The sequence below is a fragment of the Chitinimonas naiadis genome (genome assembly GCF_054780835.1).
The window spans coordinates 186597-202698 of sequence record NZ_BAAGVO010000001.1 but is presented as its reverse complement, the minus strand read 5'-3'; the positions used below and the strand labels follow the sequence as shown (position 1 = coordinate 202698).

At 63.0% G+C, this 16102-nt stretch carries 16 protein-coding genes and 1 tRNA gene; 6 read left to right on the top strand and 11 right to left on the bottom strand.

From position 1 onward, the window contains the following. Window positions 1–6: 6 nt before the first annotated feature. Both ACYVHK_RS00855 and uraH read right to left on the bottom strand, forming a co-directional pair. A complete protein-coding gene (locus tag ACYVHK_RS00855) occupies window positions 7–1206 on the bottom strand; it encodes a urate hydroxylase PuuD (protein WP_460526612.1) in 1200 nt (399 codons plus the stop codon). Window position 1207: 1 nt separating this feature from the next. After that, window positions 1208–1561 (bottom strand): hydroxyisourate hydrolase, encoded by a 354-nt coding sequence (gene uraH, locus ACYVHK_RS00850; RefSeq protein ID WP_460526611.1) that lies wholly within the window; start codon window positions 1559–1561, stop codon window positions 1208–1210. A gap of 230 nt (window positions 1562–1791) precedes the next feature. On the opposite strand from uraH, the gene uraD reads away from it, so the two are divergent. Then, on the top strand, window positions 1792–2322 hold the full coding sequence (gene uraD / locus ACYVHK_RS00845) for a 2-oxo-4-hydroxy-4-carboxy-5-ureidoimidazoline decarboxylase (protein WP_460526610.1): 531 nt from the start codon (window positions 1792–1794) through the stop codon (window positions 2320–2322). A 20-nt stretch (window positions 2323–2342) separates the two neighbouring features. Here uraD and ACYVHK_RS00840 read toward each other — a convergent pair whose 3' ends face one another. Beyond that, a complete protein-coding gene (locus ACYVHK_RS00840; RefSeq protein WP_460526609.1) occupies window positions 2343–3326 on the bottom strand; it encodes a LysR substrate-binding domain-containing protein in 984 nt (327 codons plus the stop codon). 242 nt (window positions 3327–3568) lie between these two features. Here ACYVHK_RS00840 and imuA point away from each other — a divergent pair, with 242 nt between their 5' ends. The 4 genes from imuA (at window position 3569) to ACYVHK_RS00820 (ending at window position 9266) form a co-directional block, all read left to right on the top strand. After that, a complete protein-coding gene (gene imuA, locus ACYVHK_RS00835; protein WP_460526608.1) occupies window positions 3569–4306 on the top strand; it encodes a translesion DNA synthesis-associated protein ImuA in 738 nt (245 codons plus the stop codon). Beyond that, window positions 4230–5666 carry a Y-family DNA polymerase gene (locus ACYVHK_RS00830; RefSeq protein ID WP_460526607.1) on the top strand — a complete coding sequence of 479 codons (1437 nt, stop codon included), beginning with the start codon at window positions 4230–4232 and terminating at the stop codon, window positions 5664–5666. Before imuA ends, ACYVHK_RS00830 begins: the two co-directional genes overlap by 77 nt. Beyond that, on the top strand, window positions 5666–8737 hold the full coding sequence (locus ACYVHK_RS00825; RefSeq protein WP_460526605.1) for an error-prone DNA polymerase: 3072 nt from the start codon (window positions 5666–5668) through the stop codon (window positions 8735–8737). Before ACYVHK_RS00830 ends, ACYVHK_RS00825 begins: the two co-directional genes overlap by 1 nt. Before the next feature lie 148 nt (window positions 8738–8885). After that, window positions 8886–9266 carry an Atu4866 domain-containing protein gene (locus tag ACYVHK_RS00820; RefSeq protein WP_460526603.1) on the top strand — a complete coding sequence of 127 codons (381 nt, stop codon included), beginning with the start codon at window positions 8886–8888 and terminating at the stop codon, window positions 9264–9266. 96 nt (window positions 9267–9362) lie between these two features. Here the strand turns inward: ACYVHK_RS00820 and ACYVHK_RS00815 are convergent. Continuing rightward, window positions 9363–9438: transfer RNA gene (locus tag ACYVHK_RS00815), tRNA-Thr, on the bottom strand. A 22-nt stretch (window positions 9439–9460) separates the two neighbouring features. Beyond that, window positions 9461–10489, bottom strand: a complete 1029-nt coding sequence (locus ACYVHK_RS00810) for a CDP-6-deoxy-delta-3,4-glucoseen reductase (RefSeq protein WP_460526601.1) — start codon at window positions 10487–10489, stop codon at window positions 9461–9463. Between the two features lie 42 nt (window positions 10490–10531). On the opposite strand from ACYVHK_RS00810, the gene ACYVHK_RS00805 reads away from it, so the two are divergent. Then, complete coding sequence (locus ACYVHK_RS00805) at window positions 10532–11410, top strand: SDR family oxidoreductase (RefSeq protein ID WP_460526599.1); 879 nt, start codon at window positions 10532–10534, stop codon at window positions 11408–11410. Here the strand turns inward: ACYVHK_RS00805 and ACYVHK_RS00800 are convergent. From ACYVHK_RS00800 to ACYVHK_RS00775, 6 genes are all read right to left on the bottom strand, one after another. Then, complete coding sequence (locus tag ACYVHK_RS00800) at window positions 11392–12090, bottom strand: flagellar brake protein (protein WP_460526597.1); 699 nt, start codon at window positions 12088–12090, stop codon at window positions 11392–11394. The two genes, ACYVHK_RS00805 and ACYVHK_RS00800, sit on opposite strands and share 19 nt — an antisense overlap. A gap of 194 nt (window positions 12091–12284) precedes the next feature. Beyond that, a complete protein-coding gene (locus tag ACYVHK_RS00795) occupies window positions 12285–12869 on the bottom strand; it encodes an SCO family protein (protein ID WP_460526596.1) in 585 nt (194 codons plus the stop codon). 3 nt (window positions 12870–12872) lie between these two features. Then, window positions 12873–13784: a protoheme IX farnesyltransferase gene (gene cyoE / locus ACYVHK_RS00790; RefSeq protein ID WP_460526594.1), complete on the bottom strand. Its 912-nt coding sequence runs from the start codon at window positions 13782–13784 to the stop codon at window positions 12873–12875. 38 nt (window positions 13785–13822) lie between these two features. Beyond that, complete coding sequence (locus ACYVHK_RS00785; protein ID WP_460526592.1) at window positions 13823–14797, bottom strand: COX15/CtaA family protein; 975 nt, start codon at window positions 14795–14797, stop codon at window positions 13823–13825. Window positions 14798–14801: 4 nt separating this feature from the next. Further along, the gene (locus ACYVHK_RS00780; protein WP_460526590.1) at window positions 14802–15371 is read right to left on the bottom strand and encodes an SCO family protein; all 570 of its coding nucleotides are present in this window, start codon (window positions 15369–15371) and stop codon (window positions 14802–14804) included. After that, a complete protein-coding gene (locus ACYVHK_RS00775) occupies window positions 15368–16051 on the bottom strand; it encodes an SURF1 family protein (protein ID WP_460526587.1) in 684 nt (227 codons plus the stop codon). The genes ACYVHK_RS00780 and ACYVHK_RS00775 overlap by 4 nt, the downstream gene beginning before the upstream one ends. Between the last annotated feature and the right edge of the window lie 51 nt (window positions 16052–16102).

Below are 16102 nucleotides of genomic sequence, written 5' to 3'. Positions count from 1 at the left end.
CGTCCCTCAGGGCTGGGCGCCAGCAGCGAACCAGGCGTGCAACAGGTCGCGCTCGGCATCGGTCATCTTGGTGACATTGCCCAATGGCATGGCACGCAACTGCACAACCTGGGCATGGATGCGTGCGGCGTTGGCCAGCACCTGGGTATCAGTATCGAGCATCAGCCCCGCAGGGGCGGATGGCATCAGGACCGGCTTGGCGGAATGGCAGGTCACGCAGCGCTCGGCCAGGATGGGGCGTACCTGGGCCAGCGTGGGCACGAGGGGTCCGGCGCTCACGCTGGCGGGCCGAGGCACCGGTGCCAGCCAGACGAACACCCCGAACAACATCGCCACGCCGGCGGCCGGGTATCGCCAGTCGATCACGCCCTTGTGCCGCAGATTGAAGAAATGCCGGATCAGCGCCGCCGCCAGCAGAATGATCATCAGTACCAACCAGGCATGCGGATGGCTATAGGTGAAGGCGTAGTGGTTGCTGATCATGCAGAACAGCACCGGTAAGGTCAGGTAGTTGTTGTGCACGCTGCGTTGCTTGCCGCGCTTACCATGGATGGGGTCGGGCGTCTGGCCCTGCGCCATGGCGGCCACCATCTTCTTCTGGCCGGGAATGATCCAGAAGAACACATTGGCGCTCATGGTCGTGGCCAGCATGGCGCCGATATGCAGGTAGGCCGCACGACCGGACAACAGATGATCCAGACCATAGGCCATGGCGGCGACGAAGACGGTATAGATGGCACCGAACAGCAGCTGACTGCGATCGATGAACAAACGGCACAGGCCGTCGTAGACCAGCCAGCCCAGCAGCAGGCTGCCGATGCCGACCAGCACGGCCGCCGCAGGCGACAGCACCAGCTTGGCCGGGTCGACCATATAGCTGCCGGCCTGGAAGTAGTAGAGCGTGGAAACCAGCAGGAAACCCGTCAACCAGGTGGAATAAGACTCCCACTTGAACCAGTGCAGTTCGGCCGGCAGTTGCCGCGGGGCCAGCAGGTATTTCTGCGGGTTGTAGAAACCGCCGCCATGTACAGCCCAAAGCTCCCCGCCTACGCCTTTTTCCTGCAAGGCAGGGTCGGTTGGTTTCTTCAGGCTGTTGTCCAGCCAGACAAAATAGAAGGAGGAGCCTATCCAGGCAATCCCAACGATCACATGCAACCAGCGCAGCAGCAGGGTGGCGCATTCGAGCAGGTAGGCCGTATCCATCATGCTAGCTGCCCCGGTAAGTCGAGTAGCTCCACGGCGAGACCAGCAGGGGGACGTGATAGTGGGCGGCCGGATCGGCAATGCCGAAACGCAGCACCACCTGCTCGAGGAAAGCCGGCGTGGGCAGGACCACGCCCTGCTGCCGGAAATAGGCACCAGCCTCGAACAACAGCTCGTACTGCCCTGCCAGCAACGCCTCACCGGCCAGCAGCGGACCATCGACCCGGCCATCCGCATTGGTGACGCCCTGCCGGACAATACCCGGCGCCTCACCATCGAGACGGCTCAGGGTGTAGGCCATGGCGGCCGCCGGACGACCATCGCGGGTATCTAGTACGTGGGTGCTCAGTTGGCCCATGCCGGGTTCTCGTTGGCTATGATGGATTGGAACATGCTCTGGATTATAGGGAGCCCGGGGGGCCGCCCGCTGGAATAAGGCCTATCGCCAGGGACGCATAAGACCCGCCCTCATATGCCGGCAGAGAGGTTGCTTATCGGCCGTAACTGCTTGTGGCCTTGTTGGCTGGTTTGTAAGGTAGGTAACACCACATCAGGTGGCAAATTCCCGTCCCGGAGGCCATGCCACGCATGACACAACGCTATACCGCCCGAGAACTCTCCAGCCTGACCCAGGCCGACTTTGTGGCCGCACTGGACGGGATATACGAGCACTCCCCCTGGGTTGCCGAAAAGGCGTGGCGACATCGGCCGTTCGATGATGTCGCCGCCCTGCTCGATGCCCTGCAGAACGCCATGTGGCAGGCGGAGAAAGTCGCGCAATGGCAGTTGATCAAAGCGCATCCGGAGCTGGCCGGCAAGGCCGCACTGGCAGGAGAACTGACGGCGGCATCGACGGCCGAACAAGCCGGTGCCGGGCTCAACGCCTGCACACCAGAGGAATACGCCAGCATCCAGCGTCTCAATGCCGACTTTGGCCAGCGTTTCGGTATGCCCTTCATCGTGGCGGTCCGCGGCCTGAGCCGCGCCGACATCATCGCCGCCATGCAGCAAAGGCTGGACTACACCCCGGAACAGGCTTTTGAGGAAAGCCTTCGGCAGATCGGCCTGATCGCCGCCCACCGCCTGCATGAGCGGGTCCGCGAACCCGGCACGCCCTGACCCCTGAACGATCAGCTCGGTCAGGCCAGGCTCATCCGTACCGGTGCCACGCCGGGCCGCGCATCCATACTGCTGGTCAGGCTGCTCGGCCGGGTCACCGCCATGATCTGCTCACGGAACCAGCGGCATTCTTCGGCCTGGTGCGTACGGTCGTGCCACAAGAGATAGAAATGCATGCGCGGGAAATCCAGCGGAATCTCGTTGATCGCCAATGGCAATTGCGCCTTGGCATACTCGGCAAACAGGCGCGGTCCGGAGAACACCATATCGGTCTGCAGCAATAACTGCGGCACCAGGTTGAAGTACGGCACATAGGCAACCACGTTGCGCTTCAGCCGCTCCCGCGCCAGATGCATGTCGATCACGCCACGCTGCCCCACGGCATAGGGCGTCGGCACCAGGTGCTCGGCATTCAGGTAGTCCTCCACCTTCATCTGCCGGCCCGCCAGTGGGTGGCCTGCGCGCATCAGGCAGACCACGTCATCCTCGAACAAGGGCACGGTACGCAGGTGTTCGGGTGGCTGCGGCCAGTTGCCGATCACGGCATCCAGCTCCCCCATTTCCAGCGCGCGCGCATAGTCGTAATCCGGCCCCAGGGAATGGAATGCCACCTGCGATTGCGGCGCCTGCTTGCGCAGCCGCGCCACGATCTGGCCGATCAGGCCGGCGTTCAGATAGTCCGGTGTGGCGATATTGAACACCCGCCGGGACTGGGCAGGGTTGAAGCGCACCTGCTGCACCGCAATGGATTCGATCTGCTGCAGGGCGATCTTGACCGGCTCCAGCAAGGCCATGCCCCGCTCAGTCGGGGTCATGCCGTTACGGCTGCGGACCAGGATAGGGTCACCGGTGATATCACGCAGCCGCCGCAGCGCGGTGCTGACCGACGGTTGCGACTGATTGAGCCGGCGCGCTGCGTTGGACACACTACATTCGGTCAGGACCGCATGCAGCACCCGCAACAGGTGCACATCGATCGATTCCCAGGAGTTGGAAGCAGCCACGGCGAAATTCCTTGCAGGCAGAAACCCGGAACCGTGCAATAACTGTTCCAGCTCTGCCTACACCGTCCCAGCCACTCGTCTCCGCCAGGCAGTATCCGGCCCGCCCCGTTGCGGTGCGCCGACGGCGCGCACCCAGGCCGCCATGCCAGCTATGCGTGCATGAAAATCTTTCGACAAATGCATTTGCAAAGAGAACGTTCGTTCACCATAATGCAGTGAACGAACGTTCTCTGGAGCGCATCATGCAAGCAGTCCAAGCAGCCCTTATCGACGTCCTCAAGCACCCCGGCATCTGGCGGGGCGATGGCTTCAGCCAGGCCCGCCAGCCGATCACGCCTTGTGGTCACGCAGCACTGGCTGGGGTCTTGCCTGGCGGCGGCTGGCCACAGGCGGCAGTCAGCGAAATCATCCCCAGCCGGGCCGGCTGTGGTGAATTACGCATGCTTCTGCCCGCCCTCGCCAAGCTGACCCAGGCAGGGCAGAAGGTCTTGCTGATCGCCCCACCCCATATCCCCTACGCCCCCGCCTGGCAGGCTGCCGGCGTGGACATGCGCCATCTGACCTGGATCGCGACCGAGAACGAACACGACGCCCAGTGGGCCATGGAGCAAGCGCTGCGCGAACCTGCCTGCGGTGCCGTGGTCGGCTGGTTCAAGCAATCCCTGAGCGATCGCAATTGCCGGCGCCTGCAACTGGCGGCCGAGACCGGCGGCGGTTGTGGCTTCGTGCTGCGGGAAGGCAAGGCCGAAGCACTGTCCTCGCCCTTCTCCTTGCGGCTGGCCGTGGAATCGGTTGCCGGCGGGGTCGCGGTTCGCGTCCTGAAGCGACGCGGCTCGCCCGACATGCGCCCCGTATTCCTGCCGCACGACGCCCCGCGTCGCTCCCAGTCCGGACCTTCGTACCATGCTGTGGCTAGCGCTGTACCTACCCAACCTGCCCCTCGACGCCCTGCACCTCAGCGCTACGCCTACGCAGCCTGAACCCTGGGCCGTACTGGAACAACGCGGTGCGAACGAGCATGTCGTCACGGTCAATGCGGCTGCCTGGCAGTTGGGCATCCGGCCCGGCCAGCGTCGCTCCACGGCACAGGCCCTCGCAGCAGGCCTGCGGCTGGCACGTCGTCAACCCGCGCAGGAAGCGGCCATGCTCGACAACCTGGCCAACTGGGCCATGCAGTTCACGCCCACGGTTTGCCTGGTGCCGCCCGCCGGCCTCCTGCTGGAGATCGAAGGCAGCCTGACCTACTTCAAGGGCCTGCCACGGCTGTGCCGCTTGATTGACGAAGGACTGGCCGACATGCAGATCGCCGTGCGACGTGCACTCGCCCCTACCCCACAGGCCGCCAGCTGGTTCGCCCAACTCGGGCTGAAACAGACCGACGGATCGCTCGACCATTGGCAGCAATCCCTGCAGCGTGTGCCGCTGGCCCGCCTACCCTGGCCCAGGGAATGGCAACAGGCCATGCGCTCCCTGGGCTTGCGTAGGCTGGGCGAACTGCTGGCCTTGCCGCGCGAGGGCCTGGGCCGCCGCTTTGGCCCCAACCTGGCCTTGCTACTGGATCGCGCCCAGGGATTGATACCTGACCCGCGCCAGCCCTTCCTGCCAGCAGACCAGTTTCTGCGTACCGTCGAACTGCAATGGCCTTGCGAACACATCGAAGCGCTGGGTTTTGTCATGAAGCGTCTGCTGGTCGAGCTGGCAGCGTTCCTGCTCGGTCGCGGCCTGGGCGTCCAGCAACTGGTACTGCGGCTGCAGCACGATGGTAGCGAGCCCAGCGAAGTGAAGATCGGCTTCGGCAAACCCACCCGTTCAGCCGACGGTATGTTGGCGATCAGCCGTGAAAGGCTGGCCCAGCTGGTACTGCCGGCACCGGTCGAGGCCATGAGTTTGATCGCCGACAACCTGCACCGGCTGGACGGGGAAGCACTGGGCCTGTTTGGCAACGCAACGGCCAACGCAGATTTCGACCTGTTGTTGGCCAGGCTGGCTGCCCGGCTTGGCAACGATGCCGTACGGCAACTGGCCTGCGTCGAAGATCACCGTCCCGAACAGGCCTGGCACATCGCGCCAGCGGAAAGCAAGTCACCCGATCTACCGGCAGGCCAACGTCCAGCCTGGCTGCTGGCCGAACCATTGCGCCTGGAGATGCGGGACCAACGGCCCTGGTATGGCGAACCACTGACCCTGCTGGCCCGGGCGGAACGTATCGAGACTGGTTGGTGGGATGGCGCCAGCGTGGCCAGGGACTATTTCCGGGCGGAGGGTCCATCTGGCCGTCGTTACTGGCTCTACCAGCAGCGCAATGATCTCGCCTGGTACCTGCATGGTCTGTACGCCTGATGCTGCCCGACTACGCCGAACTCCATTGCCTCAGCAACTTCAGCTTCCAGCGCGGTGCATCGCACGCGGAGGAGCTGGTAGAGCGTGCCATCGCGCTGGGCTATCGCGCACTGGCCATCACCGACGAATGCTCGCTGGCCGGGGTGGTACGAGCCTATGCGGCAGCCAAGGAGACCAGGCTAGGGCTGATCATCGGCAGCGAATTCCAGCTGATGGACGGGCTGCGGCTGGTGTTGCTGGCGCCGGACCGGGAAGCCTATGGCGATCTCTCTGAACTGATCACGGTAGGACGACGCCGGGCCGACAAGGGTCGCTACCAGCTGACACGCCAGGACGTGGCGCTGTTCAGCCAGCGCTTGCTGGCCCTATGGCTGCCAGCGGCAGAGCCCACGCAGGAAGATGGTCACTGGTTTGCCCATTATTTTCCGGAACGGGCCTGGATCGCCATCGAGCTGTTCCAGGAAGCTCGGGACCAGGAGCGCCTGCAAGACCTGCTGGCGCTGGGCCAGGCTTGTGGCCTGCCCTGTGTGGCCAGTGGCGACGTGCATATGCACCTGCGCTCCCGCCGCATGCTTCAGGACGTGATGACCGCCATCCGCCTGGGTAAGCCCGTCATGCAATGCGGCATGGCCCTCTACCCCAACGGCGAGCGGCACCTGCGCAGCAAGGTGGCGCTGGGGCGCATCTACCCGGCCCAGTTGCTGGAAGAAACCGTGCGTATCGCCGAGCGCTGCACCTTTTCCCTTGCCAGCCTGCGCTATGAATATCCATCCGAACTGGTCCCACCCGGCCTGACAGCCAGCGCCCACCTACGCACGCTGACCGAGGCCGGTCTGCACCGGCGTTACCCACAGGGTGTATCGGCTTCGGTCTGGCAGCAGGCCGATACCGAGCTGAAACTGATCGCCAAGCTGCGCTACGAGGCCTTTTTCCTGACCGTGCACGACACCGTCAGCTTTGCCCGTAGCCAGGGCATCCTCTGCCAGGGGCGCGGCTCTGCCGCCAACTCGGTGGTCTGCTATGCCCTGCATATCACCGAGGTAGACCCGACCGAGAGCCGCCTGCTGTTTGGCCGCTTCCTCTCAGAAGAACGCAACGAACCACCCGATATCGACGTGGACTTCGAGCATGAGCGGCGCGAAGAAGTCATCCAGTACCTGTACAGGAAGTACGGCCGCGACCGCACCGCAATCGCCGCGACCGTCATCAGCTACCGGCGCAAAAGCGCCTTGCGTGACGTGGGCAGGGCGCTGGGCTTCGATGAAGAACAGCTGGCCGCACTCAGCGACACCCTGGCCTGGTGGGACCGCAGCAGCGACCTGCCCAAGCGCCTGCAGGAGGCCGGCTTCGATGCCGACAGCCATGCAGTGCAGATGTTGCTGAAGCTGGTCCGGCAACTCCTGGGGTCCCCCCGCCATCTCTCCCAGCATGTGGGCGGCTTCGTCTTCTCGCGCGGCCCGCTGGCGCGCCTGGTACCGATCGAGAACGCCGGCATGAAGGAGCGCACCCAGATCCAGTGGGACAAGGATGATCTCGACACCATGGGCCTGCTCAAGGTGGATGTCCTGGCCCTGGGCATGCTGTCCGCCCTGAGGCGCGCTTTTGACCTGATCAGCCAGCGACGGGGCCAGCCTTTCGGCATGAGCGATGTACCGCGCGGGGACAAGCCGGTCTACGCCATGATGAGCCGGGCCGATACGGTCGGCGTCTTCCAGATCGAGTCCCGGGCGCAGATGTCCATGCTGCCAAGACTCAAGCCCAGCACCTTCTATGAGCTGGTGATCGAGATCGCCCTGGTCCGCCCCGGCCCTATCCAGGGCGGCATGGTGCACCCCTACCTCAAGCGCAAGAATGGTGACGAAGCCGTTACCTACCCTAGCGAAGCGGTGAAGGAAGTCCTGAGCCGCACTCTGGGCGTTCCCATCTTCCAGGAACAGGTCATGGAACTCTCCATTGTGGCCGCCGACTTCACGGCGGGAGAAGCCGACCAGTTGCGCCGCTCCATGGCGGCCTGGAAACGCTCCGGCAAGCTGGAGGCTTATCGCGAGAAGCTGACCCAGGGCATGCTCAGGAACGGCTACGAGCTGTCTTTTGCCGAGCGCATCTTTGCCCAGATCGAGGGCTTCTCCGAGTACGGCTTTCCGGAATCCCACTCGGCCAGCTTCGCCCTGCTGGCCTATGCCTCCGCCTGGCTCAAGTACTACCACCATGCCGCCTTCACCTGCGCTCTGATCAACAGCCAGCCCATGGGGTTCTACAGCCCGTCCCAGCTCATGCAGGATGCACGCCGGCATGGGGTGGAGATACGCCCGGTCGACGTGCAGGTCAGCCTCTGGGATTGCACACTGGAAGAAAACGCGCAGGCCCAGCCTGCCCTGCGCCTGGGCCTGCGCCTGATCCGACAGCTGAACCAGGCGATGGGCGAACAGATCGCAGCACAACGGCCACCAGCCGGCTACGCCAGCCTGGCCGATCTGCAACGCCGCACCGGGCTGGACAGGCGCAGTCTCACTGCCCTGGCCGATGCCGATGCCCTTCAAGCCCTGAGCGGCAATCGTCGCCAGGCACGCTGGCAGGCCAGCGGGCTCAGCACCATTCTCGATCTGGCCCAGTCCGAAGAAGACAGCAGCGCGGTTGCACTACCTGCGCCAGGCCTGAGCGAAGAGGTCGTCGAAGACTACCAGAGCACCGGCCTGACCCTGCGCGCCCACCCATTGAGCCTGCTGCGTACAGAGCTACGGCAGCAACGTCTGCTCAGTGCTGCCGAGATCCTGGCTTGCCAGGACGGCCAGCCGGCCAGGGCTTGCGGCATCGTCGTCGGCCGGCAGCGGCCCGGCACGGCCAGCGGCGTGACCTTTGTCACGCTGGAAGACGAGACCGGCAATGTCAATGTGATCGTCTGGCACGACCTGGCCGAGCGCCAGCGCAAGGAACTGATCGGGTCCAGCCTGCTGGCGGTCTATGGCGTCGTCCAGCGCGAAGGTGAGGTCGTCCATCTGCTCGCCATGCGGCTGGCCGACAAGTCGGACCGCCTGGGCAGCCTCTCCGTCAGCAGCCGGGACTTTCACTAGCACCTTCCGCGAGCCCCTGTGGCAGGAGCAGAGCATTAGGCAAGAACGACGGACCATCACCATAACGACCGGCACCCGCCGCCACCTAGAATCGGCAGCAAACAACAGCAACGGAACCCCAGCGCCGCCAAGCGACGAAGGACAAGCCATGAACACCATCACGCACCGCCGCTCATTGTTTCGCAATCCCTCCTATCTGCTCGCCAGCCTGCTGATCTCCTCCAGCACCCCGGCATCCGTCATACATGTCGTCAACAAGACGAGCGACGAGGCAAGGGATGAACCGGATGCACACCCCTATCTCGGCGAATGGGCAACGGATGACGGGTTTGTAAGGCACCGGCTGCTGCCGAATGGCCGCTACGACGAAGCACGGGGTGACAGGGAGCATGCCTACCAGGGCAGCTACGTTATCCACGGCAACCATGTCGACTATGTCGACGATGCCGGCTTTATCGAAGAAGGTGAGTTCTGCGACGGCCTGCTGTATCACGCGGGATTGGTATTACGGCGGCCGGAACAGGCCTGAGGAAAACCGCTTGCGATGCGCAGAAGAAGCTGACCGGACCGATCGATCAAAAAGCACAAAGGGTTGCATCGAAAACGATGCAACCCTTTGATTTTCTGGTGCCGACTACCGGAATCGAACTGGTGACCTGCTGATTACAAGGCAGCTGCTCTACCAACTGAGCTAAGTCGGCGTAGGGGCGCGATTATACCGGGCTATTTGCTTTTGCCCATATCCTTGGAGAGAAAAAATGCATCCGAGAAGAATTCATCGGCAGGCAGGCCGCGGCCGGTGAAGCTGCCATGGGCTGCTTCGACCATGACCGGCGCGCCGCAGGCATAGACCTGATAGCCGCCAAGGTCGGCGAAGTCATGCAGCACCGCCTCATGCACAAAGCCGGTACGGCCATGCCAACCGTCTTCCGGCCGGGGTTCGGACAAGACTGGAATAAAGGTGAAGTTGGGGTTCTCCACCTGCCACTGGCTCGGCAGCTCCGGCATATAGAGGTCGTCCAGGGTACGGGCACCCCAGTACAGCACCATCTCGCGCTGTATGCCCTTCTTGATCGCGTATTCCACAATACTGCGGATGGGCGCAAAGCCGGTGCCGCTGGCCAGGAAGATGATGGGCTTGTCTGACTCTTCCCGCAGGAAGAACGACCCCAAGGGGCCGGTAAAGCGCAGGATCTCGCGCTCGCGCATCGAGTTGTGGACGTACTCGGAAAACTCGCCGCCTGGTACCAGGCGAACATGCAATTGCAGGTACTCGTCGTCGTGCGGAGGATTGGCCAGCGAGAAGCTGCGCTTCTTGCCATCCTTGGTGTGGATGTCGATGTACTGGCCCGCCAGGAATTGCAGCCGCTCGTTGGTTGGCAGCTTGAGCGCAAGCACCGCGACGTCGTGCGAGACACGGTCTATCTTCTCGACCCGACATGGCAAGGTACGGATATGGATGTCCTTGGTCGCCTGAATCTCGCGACACTCGATCACCACGTCGCCAACCGGTTCGGCACAGCAGAACAGGGCCAGGCCCTGGGCTTCCTCGGTTTTGTTGAGGGCGGAGCCAGAGTGCTCGCGATGATTGATCTCACCAGCCAGCACGCGCCCCTTGCAGGCACCACAGGCACCGTTGCGACAGCCATAGGGCATATTGAAACCGGCACGCATGGCGGCGTCGAGTATGGTCTCGCCATCCTCGACGGTGACTTGCTGTTTGCTCGGTTCAATGGTGAGCTGAGTCGACATTACGGTTCCTGCTGATGGAGCAGCTGCAGATACAATTGCAGCATGCGAAAAAGAAGATTGTTGATTGTCGGTTGCGGCGACGTCGTACGTCGCGCCCTGCCCTGGCTACAACGCAGGTTCCAGATCTATGCGCTCTGCCGTAGCGAGCAGCAGGCCCAGACCCTGCGCCAGTTGGGCGTTAGACCGATACAGGGTGATCTGGACCAGCCGGCCAGCCTGCAAAGGCTGGTTGGCATTGCCGAATACGTCCTGCACAGCGCGCCGCCCCCCAACCAGGGGGAAGACGACAACCGCAGCAAACATCTGCTGGCGGCCCTTGGGCAAGCCGCAATTCTAGCACGGGGGCTTTGCTACATCAGCACCACCGGGGTCTACGGCGATTGCGGTGGCGACCTGCTTGATGAAACCCGGCCACTCAATCCCCAGTCGGCACGGGCATGGCGACGTGTGGCCGCAGAGCAGCGACTGCGGGCTTACGGCAAGCGCCAGCGCTGCCGGGTGAGCATTGTGCGGGCCCCCGGCATCTATGCCGCAGACCGCCTGCCGACCGAACGTCTGCGCAGCGGCACACCAGCACTGCAGGCCGATGTGGACGGCTACAGCAACCATATCCACGCTGATGACCTGGCCCATGCCTGCTGCCTGGCCTTGTTCCGCGGCAAGCCGGGCCGGACCTATCACGCTTGCGATGATAGCGACTGGAAGATGGGGGATTGGTTCGATCGTGTGGCCGATGCGTTCGCGCTGCCGAGACCGCCCCGGCTCAGTGCCGAGGACGCCCAGGCAACCGTATCGCCGGCACTGTGGTCGTTCATGCGCGAATCGCGTCGGCTCAGCAATGCTCGTTTGAAGGGGGAGTTACGCCTGCGGCTAGGCTACGACACGCCGCAGGTCTTGCTAGATCAGTTACGCAGCAGCTGATGCCGCTCACGCTCAAGCTGGGCGATATAGCGTTGCAACAGGTTCTCGGTCTGCCGCGGCAGATCAATGAAGCGCGTACCCAGCATGGTCTGCACCGTGCCGTCGCGCTTGGTCACCTGGCGTTTGCTGCGTATCTCCAGCGTCAGCTCAATGGAACCGAAGGTCCCCAGGTCCAGCCGGCAGCCCGGGAACACATCCAACTGCTCGACCTCGAGCTGTCCGCTCATCCACAGCCCCATGCCGCCGATGGAGATATCGTGCAGCGGCAGGTCCAGCACCTTGCCATTGGGGTGACGCAGCTTGCAGGTCAGCGGCTTGCCGATTGGTGTATCCAGGCGGAAATATTCACGACGCTGCAGCTTGATCAGGTCATCCGGGAATGAAGCCTCAAAGGCCGGGCGTTCATCATAGTCAACCTCCGACACGCCGCCACTAAGGACAAACTGGACCCGCACACCCTCAGGTGCAGCCGCGAACACCATATGGCTGGCGCGCAGAAAGGCACGATTGATCGCCTCAACCCCGCTGATGTCGAACCAGAACCGCTTGGTCTTCGGATCGCACTCGAGAATGGTGGACAGGAAAGAAAACTGGCCGTGATCAAAGTAGACCGAGATCAGGTCCCCCTTCTGCGCGAGCGAACGCAGTACAAAGCCGATTTCCATCGGTGTACGCAGCAAAAAATTGCCGACGTCGACACCCTCGGGTATCAGAGCAATCGGGCTTTTGCCTTCCGCAGAAGGGTTGTTGTCCGTTTCCGCCACAGTCTTAGCTGACCTGATGTAATTATATGATTTATAGATTCTGCCACACGCCAAGCAGGGCTTGCTTCAACACAATTTTATCCACAGGCATGGCGACAGCAGGAGGCCACTTACGAGGCCAATAATAGGCCAATGTCATGAAAAAAGACCTTGGCACTTGCCCCATAATTGACGAAGAGCCGCAATTTACCCTCTTTGTCGAGAATATAGCTACCGGCGCTATGGTCCACCGTGTAGTTCGCGTCACCTTCGCCACTCTTCTGATAGACGATCTTGTAGCTGTCAGCCACCTTGCGGATCTGCTCCGGCGTGCCGCTCAAGCCGATAAAGCCCGGATTGAAGGCCGGTACGTACTGCGCCAGCAAGGCCGGCGTATCGCGCGCCGGGTCTACCGTCACGAACAGCACCTGCACATCCTTGGCCTTGTCCCCCAACTGCTTCATGGTCGACGCCAGTTCGCTCATGGTGGTGGGGCAGACATCCGGGCAATGGGTATAGCCGAAGAACAGCACGACGACCTTGCCCTTGAACTCGCTCAGGCTACGCGGCTTGCCATCGTGCCCGGTCAGCTGGAACTCGCCGCCGATGGGCGCCCCCGTCACATCGGTTGCCTCAAAGGTCAGTTGCGGTGCCTGGCTGCAGGCAGCAAGCCCGAGCAGGGCGGACAGCAGCAAAGCGGAAAAACGAATGGCCATGGCTCAACCCAGCGGGATCATCAGGTAGTGATCCAGCAGCAACGCCGCAAACAGCAGCGAGAGATAAAGGATGGAATAACGGAAGGCGCTACGCGCCAGCGCATCGGAGTAACTGCGCCAGATCTTCCAGGCGTAGATCAGGAAGGCAGCATCGAGCAGCGCTGCGCTAACCAGATAGATCATGCCGGACATGCCGGTCGCCACCGGCAGCAGCGTGACCGCCGTCAGGATGAAGGTATAGAGCAGCACATGCAGGCGGGTGAAGGCCTCGCCATGGGTAATGGGCAGCATGGGCAGGCCGGAGCGGGCATAGTCGTCACGGCGATACAGCGCTAAGGCCCAGAAGTGGGGCGGGGTCCAGGCAAAGATGATCAGGAACAGGATCATCGCGTCATGGCTGACCGTACCGGTCACGGCTGCCCAGCCCAGGATGGGCGGCATGGCACCGGAGGCACCGCCGATCACGATATTCTGTGGCGTGCTGGGCTTGAGCACGATGGTGTAGATGATGGCGTAACCGACGAAGGTCGCCAGCGTCAGCCACATGGTCAGCGGGTTCACCCAGGCATACAGCAACCACAAGCCCAGACCGCCGACCAGCAGGGCAAAACCCAGCGTCTGTCGACTGGTGATCTGGCCACGCGGTAACGGACGGGCACGGGTACGCGCCATCAGCGCATCGATCTTCTGTTCCACCAGGCAATTGATCGCGGCGGCGGCACCGGCAACCAGGGCGATGCCTATCGTCCCGGCCAGCACGGGCACCATGGGCGGCAGGCCCGGCGTAGCCAGGAACATGCCGATCACGGCGCAGAATACGATCAGGGCGACGACCCGCGGCTTGGCCAGGGCCAGGAACTCACGCAGGCGAGCCTTGAGGCCCGGGTCGGGTTTGGCAAGTGTCGTGGCGGTCATGCTTGTCTCCTACTGCTTTTTATCGTGCGCCACACAGGCTAGCGTCGTTGCGCCAGCCGGAAATTCAATGCCACCAGCAAGGTCAGCAATAGTGCGGCACCCGCATTGTGCAGCACCGCCACCGGCAAGGGCAGATGCAGCAGCACATTGCTGATGCCAAGTGCGATCTGTACCAGCAACACCACACCCATGCCGAGGGCAAGGCTACGCAAAACGTTCCGGGCATACAAGCGCCAGGCCAGCCAGGCGATGTAGCAGAAGGTCAGCAAAGCCCCCAGCCGGTGCAGCCAGTGGATGGCGGTCAGGTTCGCCATGCTCAGCAAGACACCATCGGGCGTCTGGCCCAGCTCACGATGCACATGGAAAGCGTCGCGAAAATCCATATTGGGCAGCAAGCTACCCTGGCAAGTCGGGAAGTCGGTACACACCACCGCGGCATAGTTGGTACTGACCCAGCCGCCAAGAATGATCTGGCATGCCACGACCACCAGCCCCAGCACCGCAAACTTGCGCAGGCCAACGGCCTGCCGCTCGATATTGGCCCACTCACGCTGTCTCAGGCATAGCCAGACCAGCAGCGCCAGCATGCTCATACCACCGATCAGGTGGCTGGTGACGATGGCCGGCTTGAGCAGCAAGGTCACCGTCCACATGCCCAACGCACCCTGGAAGCAGACAAGAAAGAAGATACCGATCGGCAACAGCGGCGATTGCCGCAGCTGACGGCGCTGCCGCACGGCCAGGACCGCCAGCACCAGGATCAACACCCCCAGGCCGCTCGCAAAGTACCGATGCACCATCTCCTTCCAGGCCTTGGCCAGGCTGACCGGCCCGTGCGGCTGGTCGGCATGGGCCGCGCTGATCTGCTCCAGCGCATGGATGGGCGAGGCCTTGCCATAGCAGCCTGGCCAGTCCGGGCAACCCAGGCCGGCATCGGATAATCGGACATAGGCGCCCAGAACGATCAGGCAGAAAGTCCAGACGGCCGCCAACAGGGCGAGTTTGCGAAACATGTGATCAGCCCAGGTTCTCGTTGTTCTTGAGCAGCTTGCCGATTTCCTTGATCACCTTGACCGGATCGGCACTGCGTGGATAGCGGAGCACCTGGTTCCCGAGTGGGTCGATCAGGTAGTAGCCCCCCGTCTGGTCACCTGGCAGCGGCACCGGGTCCTGGGCGCGGAGCAGCCGGGCACCATCGGCGCGGGTCTGTGCCTCGGCCGGCGGGTTGGCATTGCCCAGCATCAGCCAGACCCGCTCCACCCGGCCCATGTCCTTGCCCTGCGCCAGGCGAACCTGCCGCAACACATGCAGGGTATCGAGGCAGCTTCCCTGGCAGCTGGCGTCATCTACCATGGCCAACAGCCATTTGCCCTTGAAGTCCCCCAGGCTGGCTGGCTTGCCGTCCAGCGTCACCTGCCGGAATGTCGGCACCGGCTTCACCTCCAGCAGTTGGCCGAAGGTCAGGCCGCCTGCCGGCTTCCAGAAGTAGTACAGCAGGTAGGAGGCAAGAATCGGAGCGATGGAAACCGCGATGACGGTATAGAGAACCCGGCGGTTCCTGCTTGTGGCGGTAACAGGTGCATTCATGTGCTGCGACGCTTCCAGTGCAAGATAATGAACAGTGCGACGGCCAGCGCCGCGAATAAAAACCATTGCCCGGCATAGGCATAGTGTTTTTCAACACCCAGGTCGGGAGCCGGCCAGTTGCGCGACAGGCCATCCTTGCCATCCAGCTGATAAGCCAGCGCCGCAGCCAGCGGTGCCTTGCTCATCTGCCGGTAGCGGTCCCAGTCCAGGTTCTGCCAGACCACCCCACCCGTCTTGTCCGCTGCCAACTCCACGTAATGCTGGGTTGGCGTTACCAGCCTGACCAGCAGTCTGACTTCGCCTTCCGGCAAGGGTGCTGTCGGTAGCTGACCCACCACCTTGGGCAACCAGCCCCGGTTGATCAGCAACCAGCGCCCGTCTGCCAGTTCCAGCGGCGCCAGCGCGTGAAAGCCGGGCCGGCCTGCTTCCAACCGGTTATCGAGAAATATCTGGGCCTCGGGATGCCAACGCCCCTTGACCTGGTAACGACGCAGCCAGACCCCTTCACCGGTCTCTCCCTGCCAGCCCACCGCTGCCAGCTTGTCCATGGCCGCCATCTGGCTGGCCCGAGCAGCCTTCTGCTGTCCCCGGTCCAGCTGCCAGAAGCCCAGACGCACCGTCAGCGCCACGAACAGCACGGTGGCAATCACGATCAGCAAACGGGGTTTACGCAAGGGCATGGGGAACAACTGGCGAGAGAGGGGTGGACAACACTACACTGGCGACGTACC

What these genes read in the sequence shown, in the direction of transcription:
- ACYVHK_RS00820 (WP_460526603.1), top strand. Translation starts at nt 8,886, where the DNA reads ATGAACACCATCACGCACCGCCGCTCATTGTTTCGCAATCCCTCCTAT.
- ACYVHK_RS00855 (WP_460526612.1), bottom strand. Translation starts at nt 1,206, where the DNA reads ATGATGGATACGGCCTACCTGCTCGAATGCGCCACCCTGCTGCTGCGC.
- ACYVHK_RS00780 (WP_460526590.1), bottom strand. Translation starts at nt 15,371, where the DNA reads ATGAATGCACCTGTTACCGCCACAAGCAGGAACCGCCGGGTTCTCTAT.
- ACYVHK_RS00830 (WP_460526607.1), top strand. Translation starts at nt 4,230, where the DNA reads ATGCTGTGGCTAGCGCTGTACCTACCCAACCTGCCCCTCGACGCCCTG.
- ACYVHK_RS00775 (WP_460526587.1), bottom strand. Translation starts at nt 16,051, where the DNA reads ATGCCCTTGCGTAAACCCCGTTTGCTGATCGTGATTGCCACCGTGCTG.
- ACYVHK_RS00825 (WP_460526605.1), top strand. Translation starts at nt 5,666, where the DNA reads ATGCTGCCCGACTACGCCGAACTCCATTGCCTCAGCAACTTCAGCTTC.
- ACYVHK_RS00785 (WP_460526592.1), bottom strand. Translation starts at nt 14,797, where the DNA reads ATGTTTCGCAAACTCGCCCTGTTGGCGGCCGTCTGGACTTTCTGCCTG.
- uraH (WP_460526611.1), bottom strand. Translation starts at nt 1,561, where the DNA reads ATGGGCCAACTGAGCACCCACGTACTAGATACCCGCGATGGTCGTCCG.
- uraD (WP_460526610.1), top strand. Translation starts at nt 1,792, where the DNA reads ATGACACAACGCTATACCGCCCGAGAACTCTCCAGCCTGACCCAGGCC.
- imuA (WP_460526608.1), top strand. Translation starts at nt 3,569, where the DNA reads ATGCAAGCAGTCCAAGCAGCCCTTATCGACGTCCTCAAGCACCCCGGC.
- cyoE (WP_460526594.1), bottom strand. Translation starts at nt 13,784, where the DNA reads ATGACCGCCACGACACTTGCCAAACCCGACCCGGGCCTCAAGGCTCGC.
- ACYVHK_RS00810 (WP_460526601.1), bottom strand. Translation starts at nt 10,489, where the DNA reads ATGTCGACTCAGCTCACCATTGAACCGAGCAAACAGCAAGTCACCGTC.
- ACYVHK_RS00805 (WP_460526599.1), top strand. Translation starts at nt 10,532, where the DNA reads ATGCGAAAAAGAAGATTGTTGATTGTCGGTTGCGGCGACGTCGTACGT.
- ACYVHK_RS00795 (WP_460526596.1), bottom strand. Translation starts at nt 12,869, where the DNA reads ATGGCCATTCGTTTTTCCGCTTTGCTGCTGTCCGCCCTGCTCGGGCTT.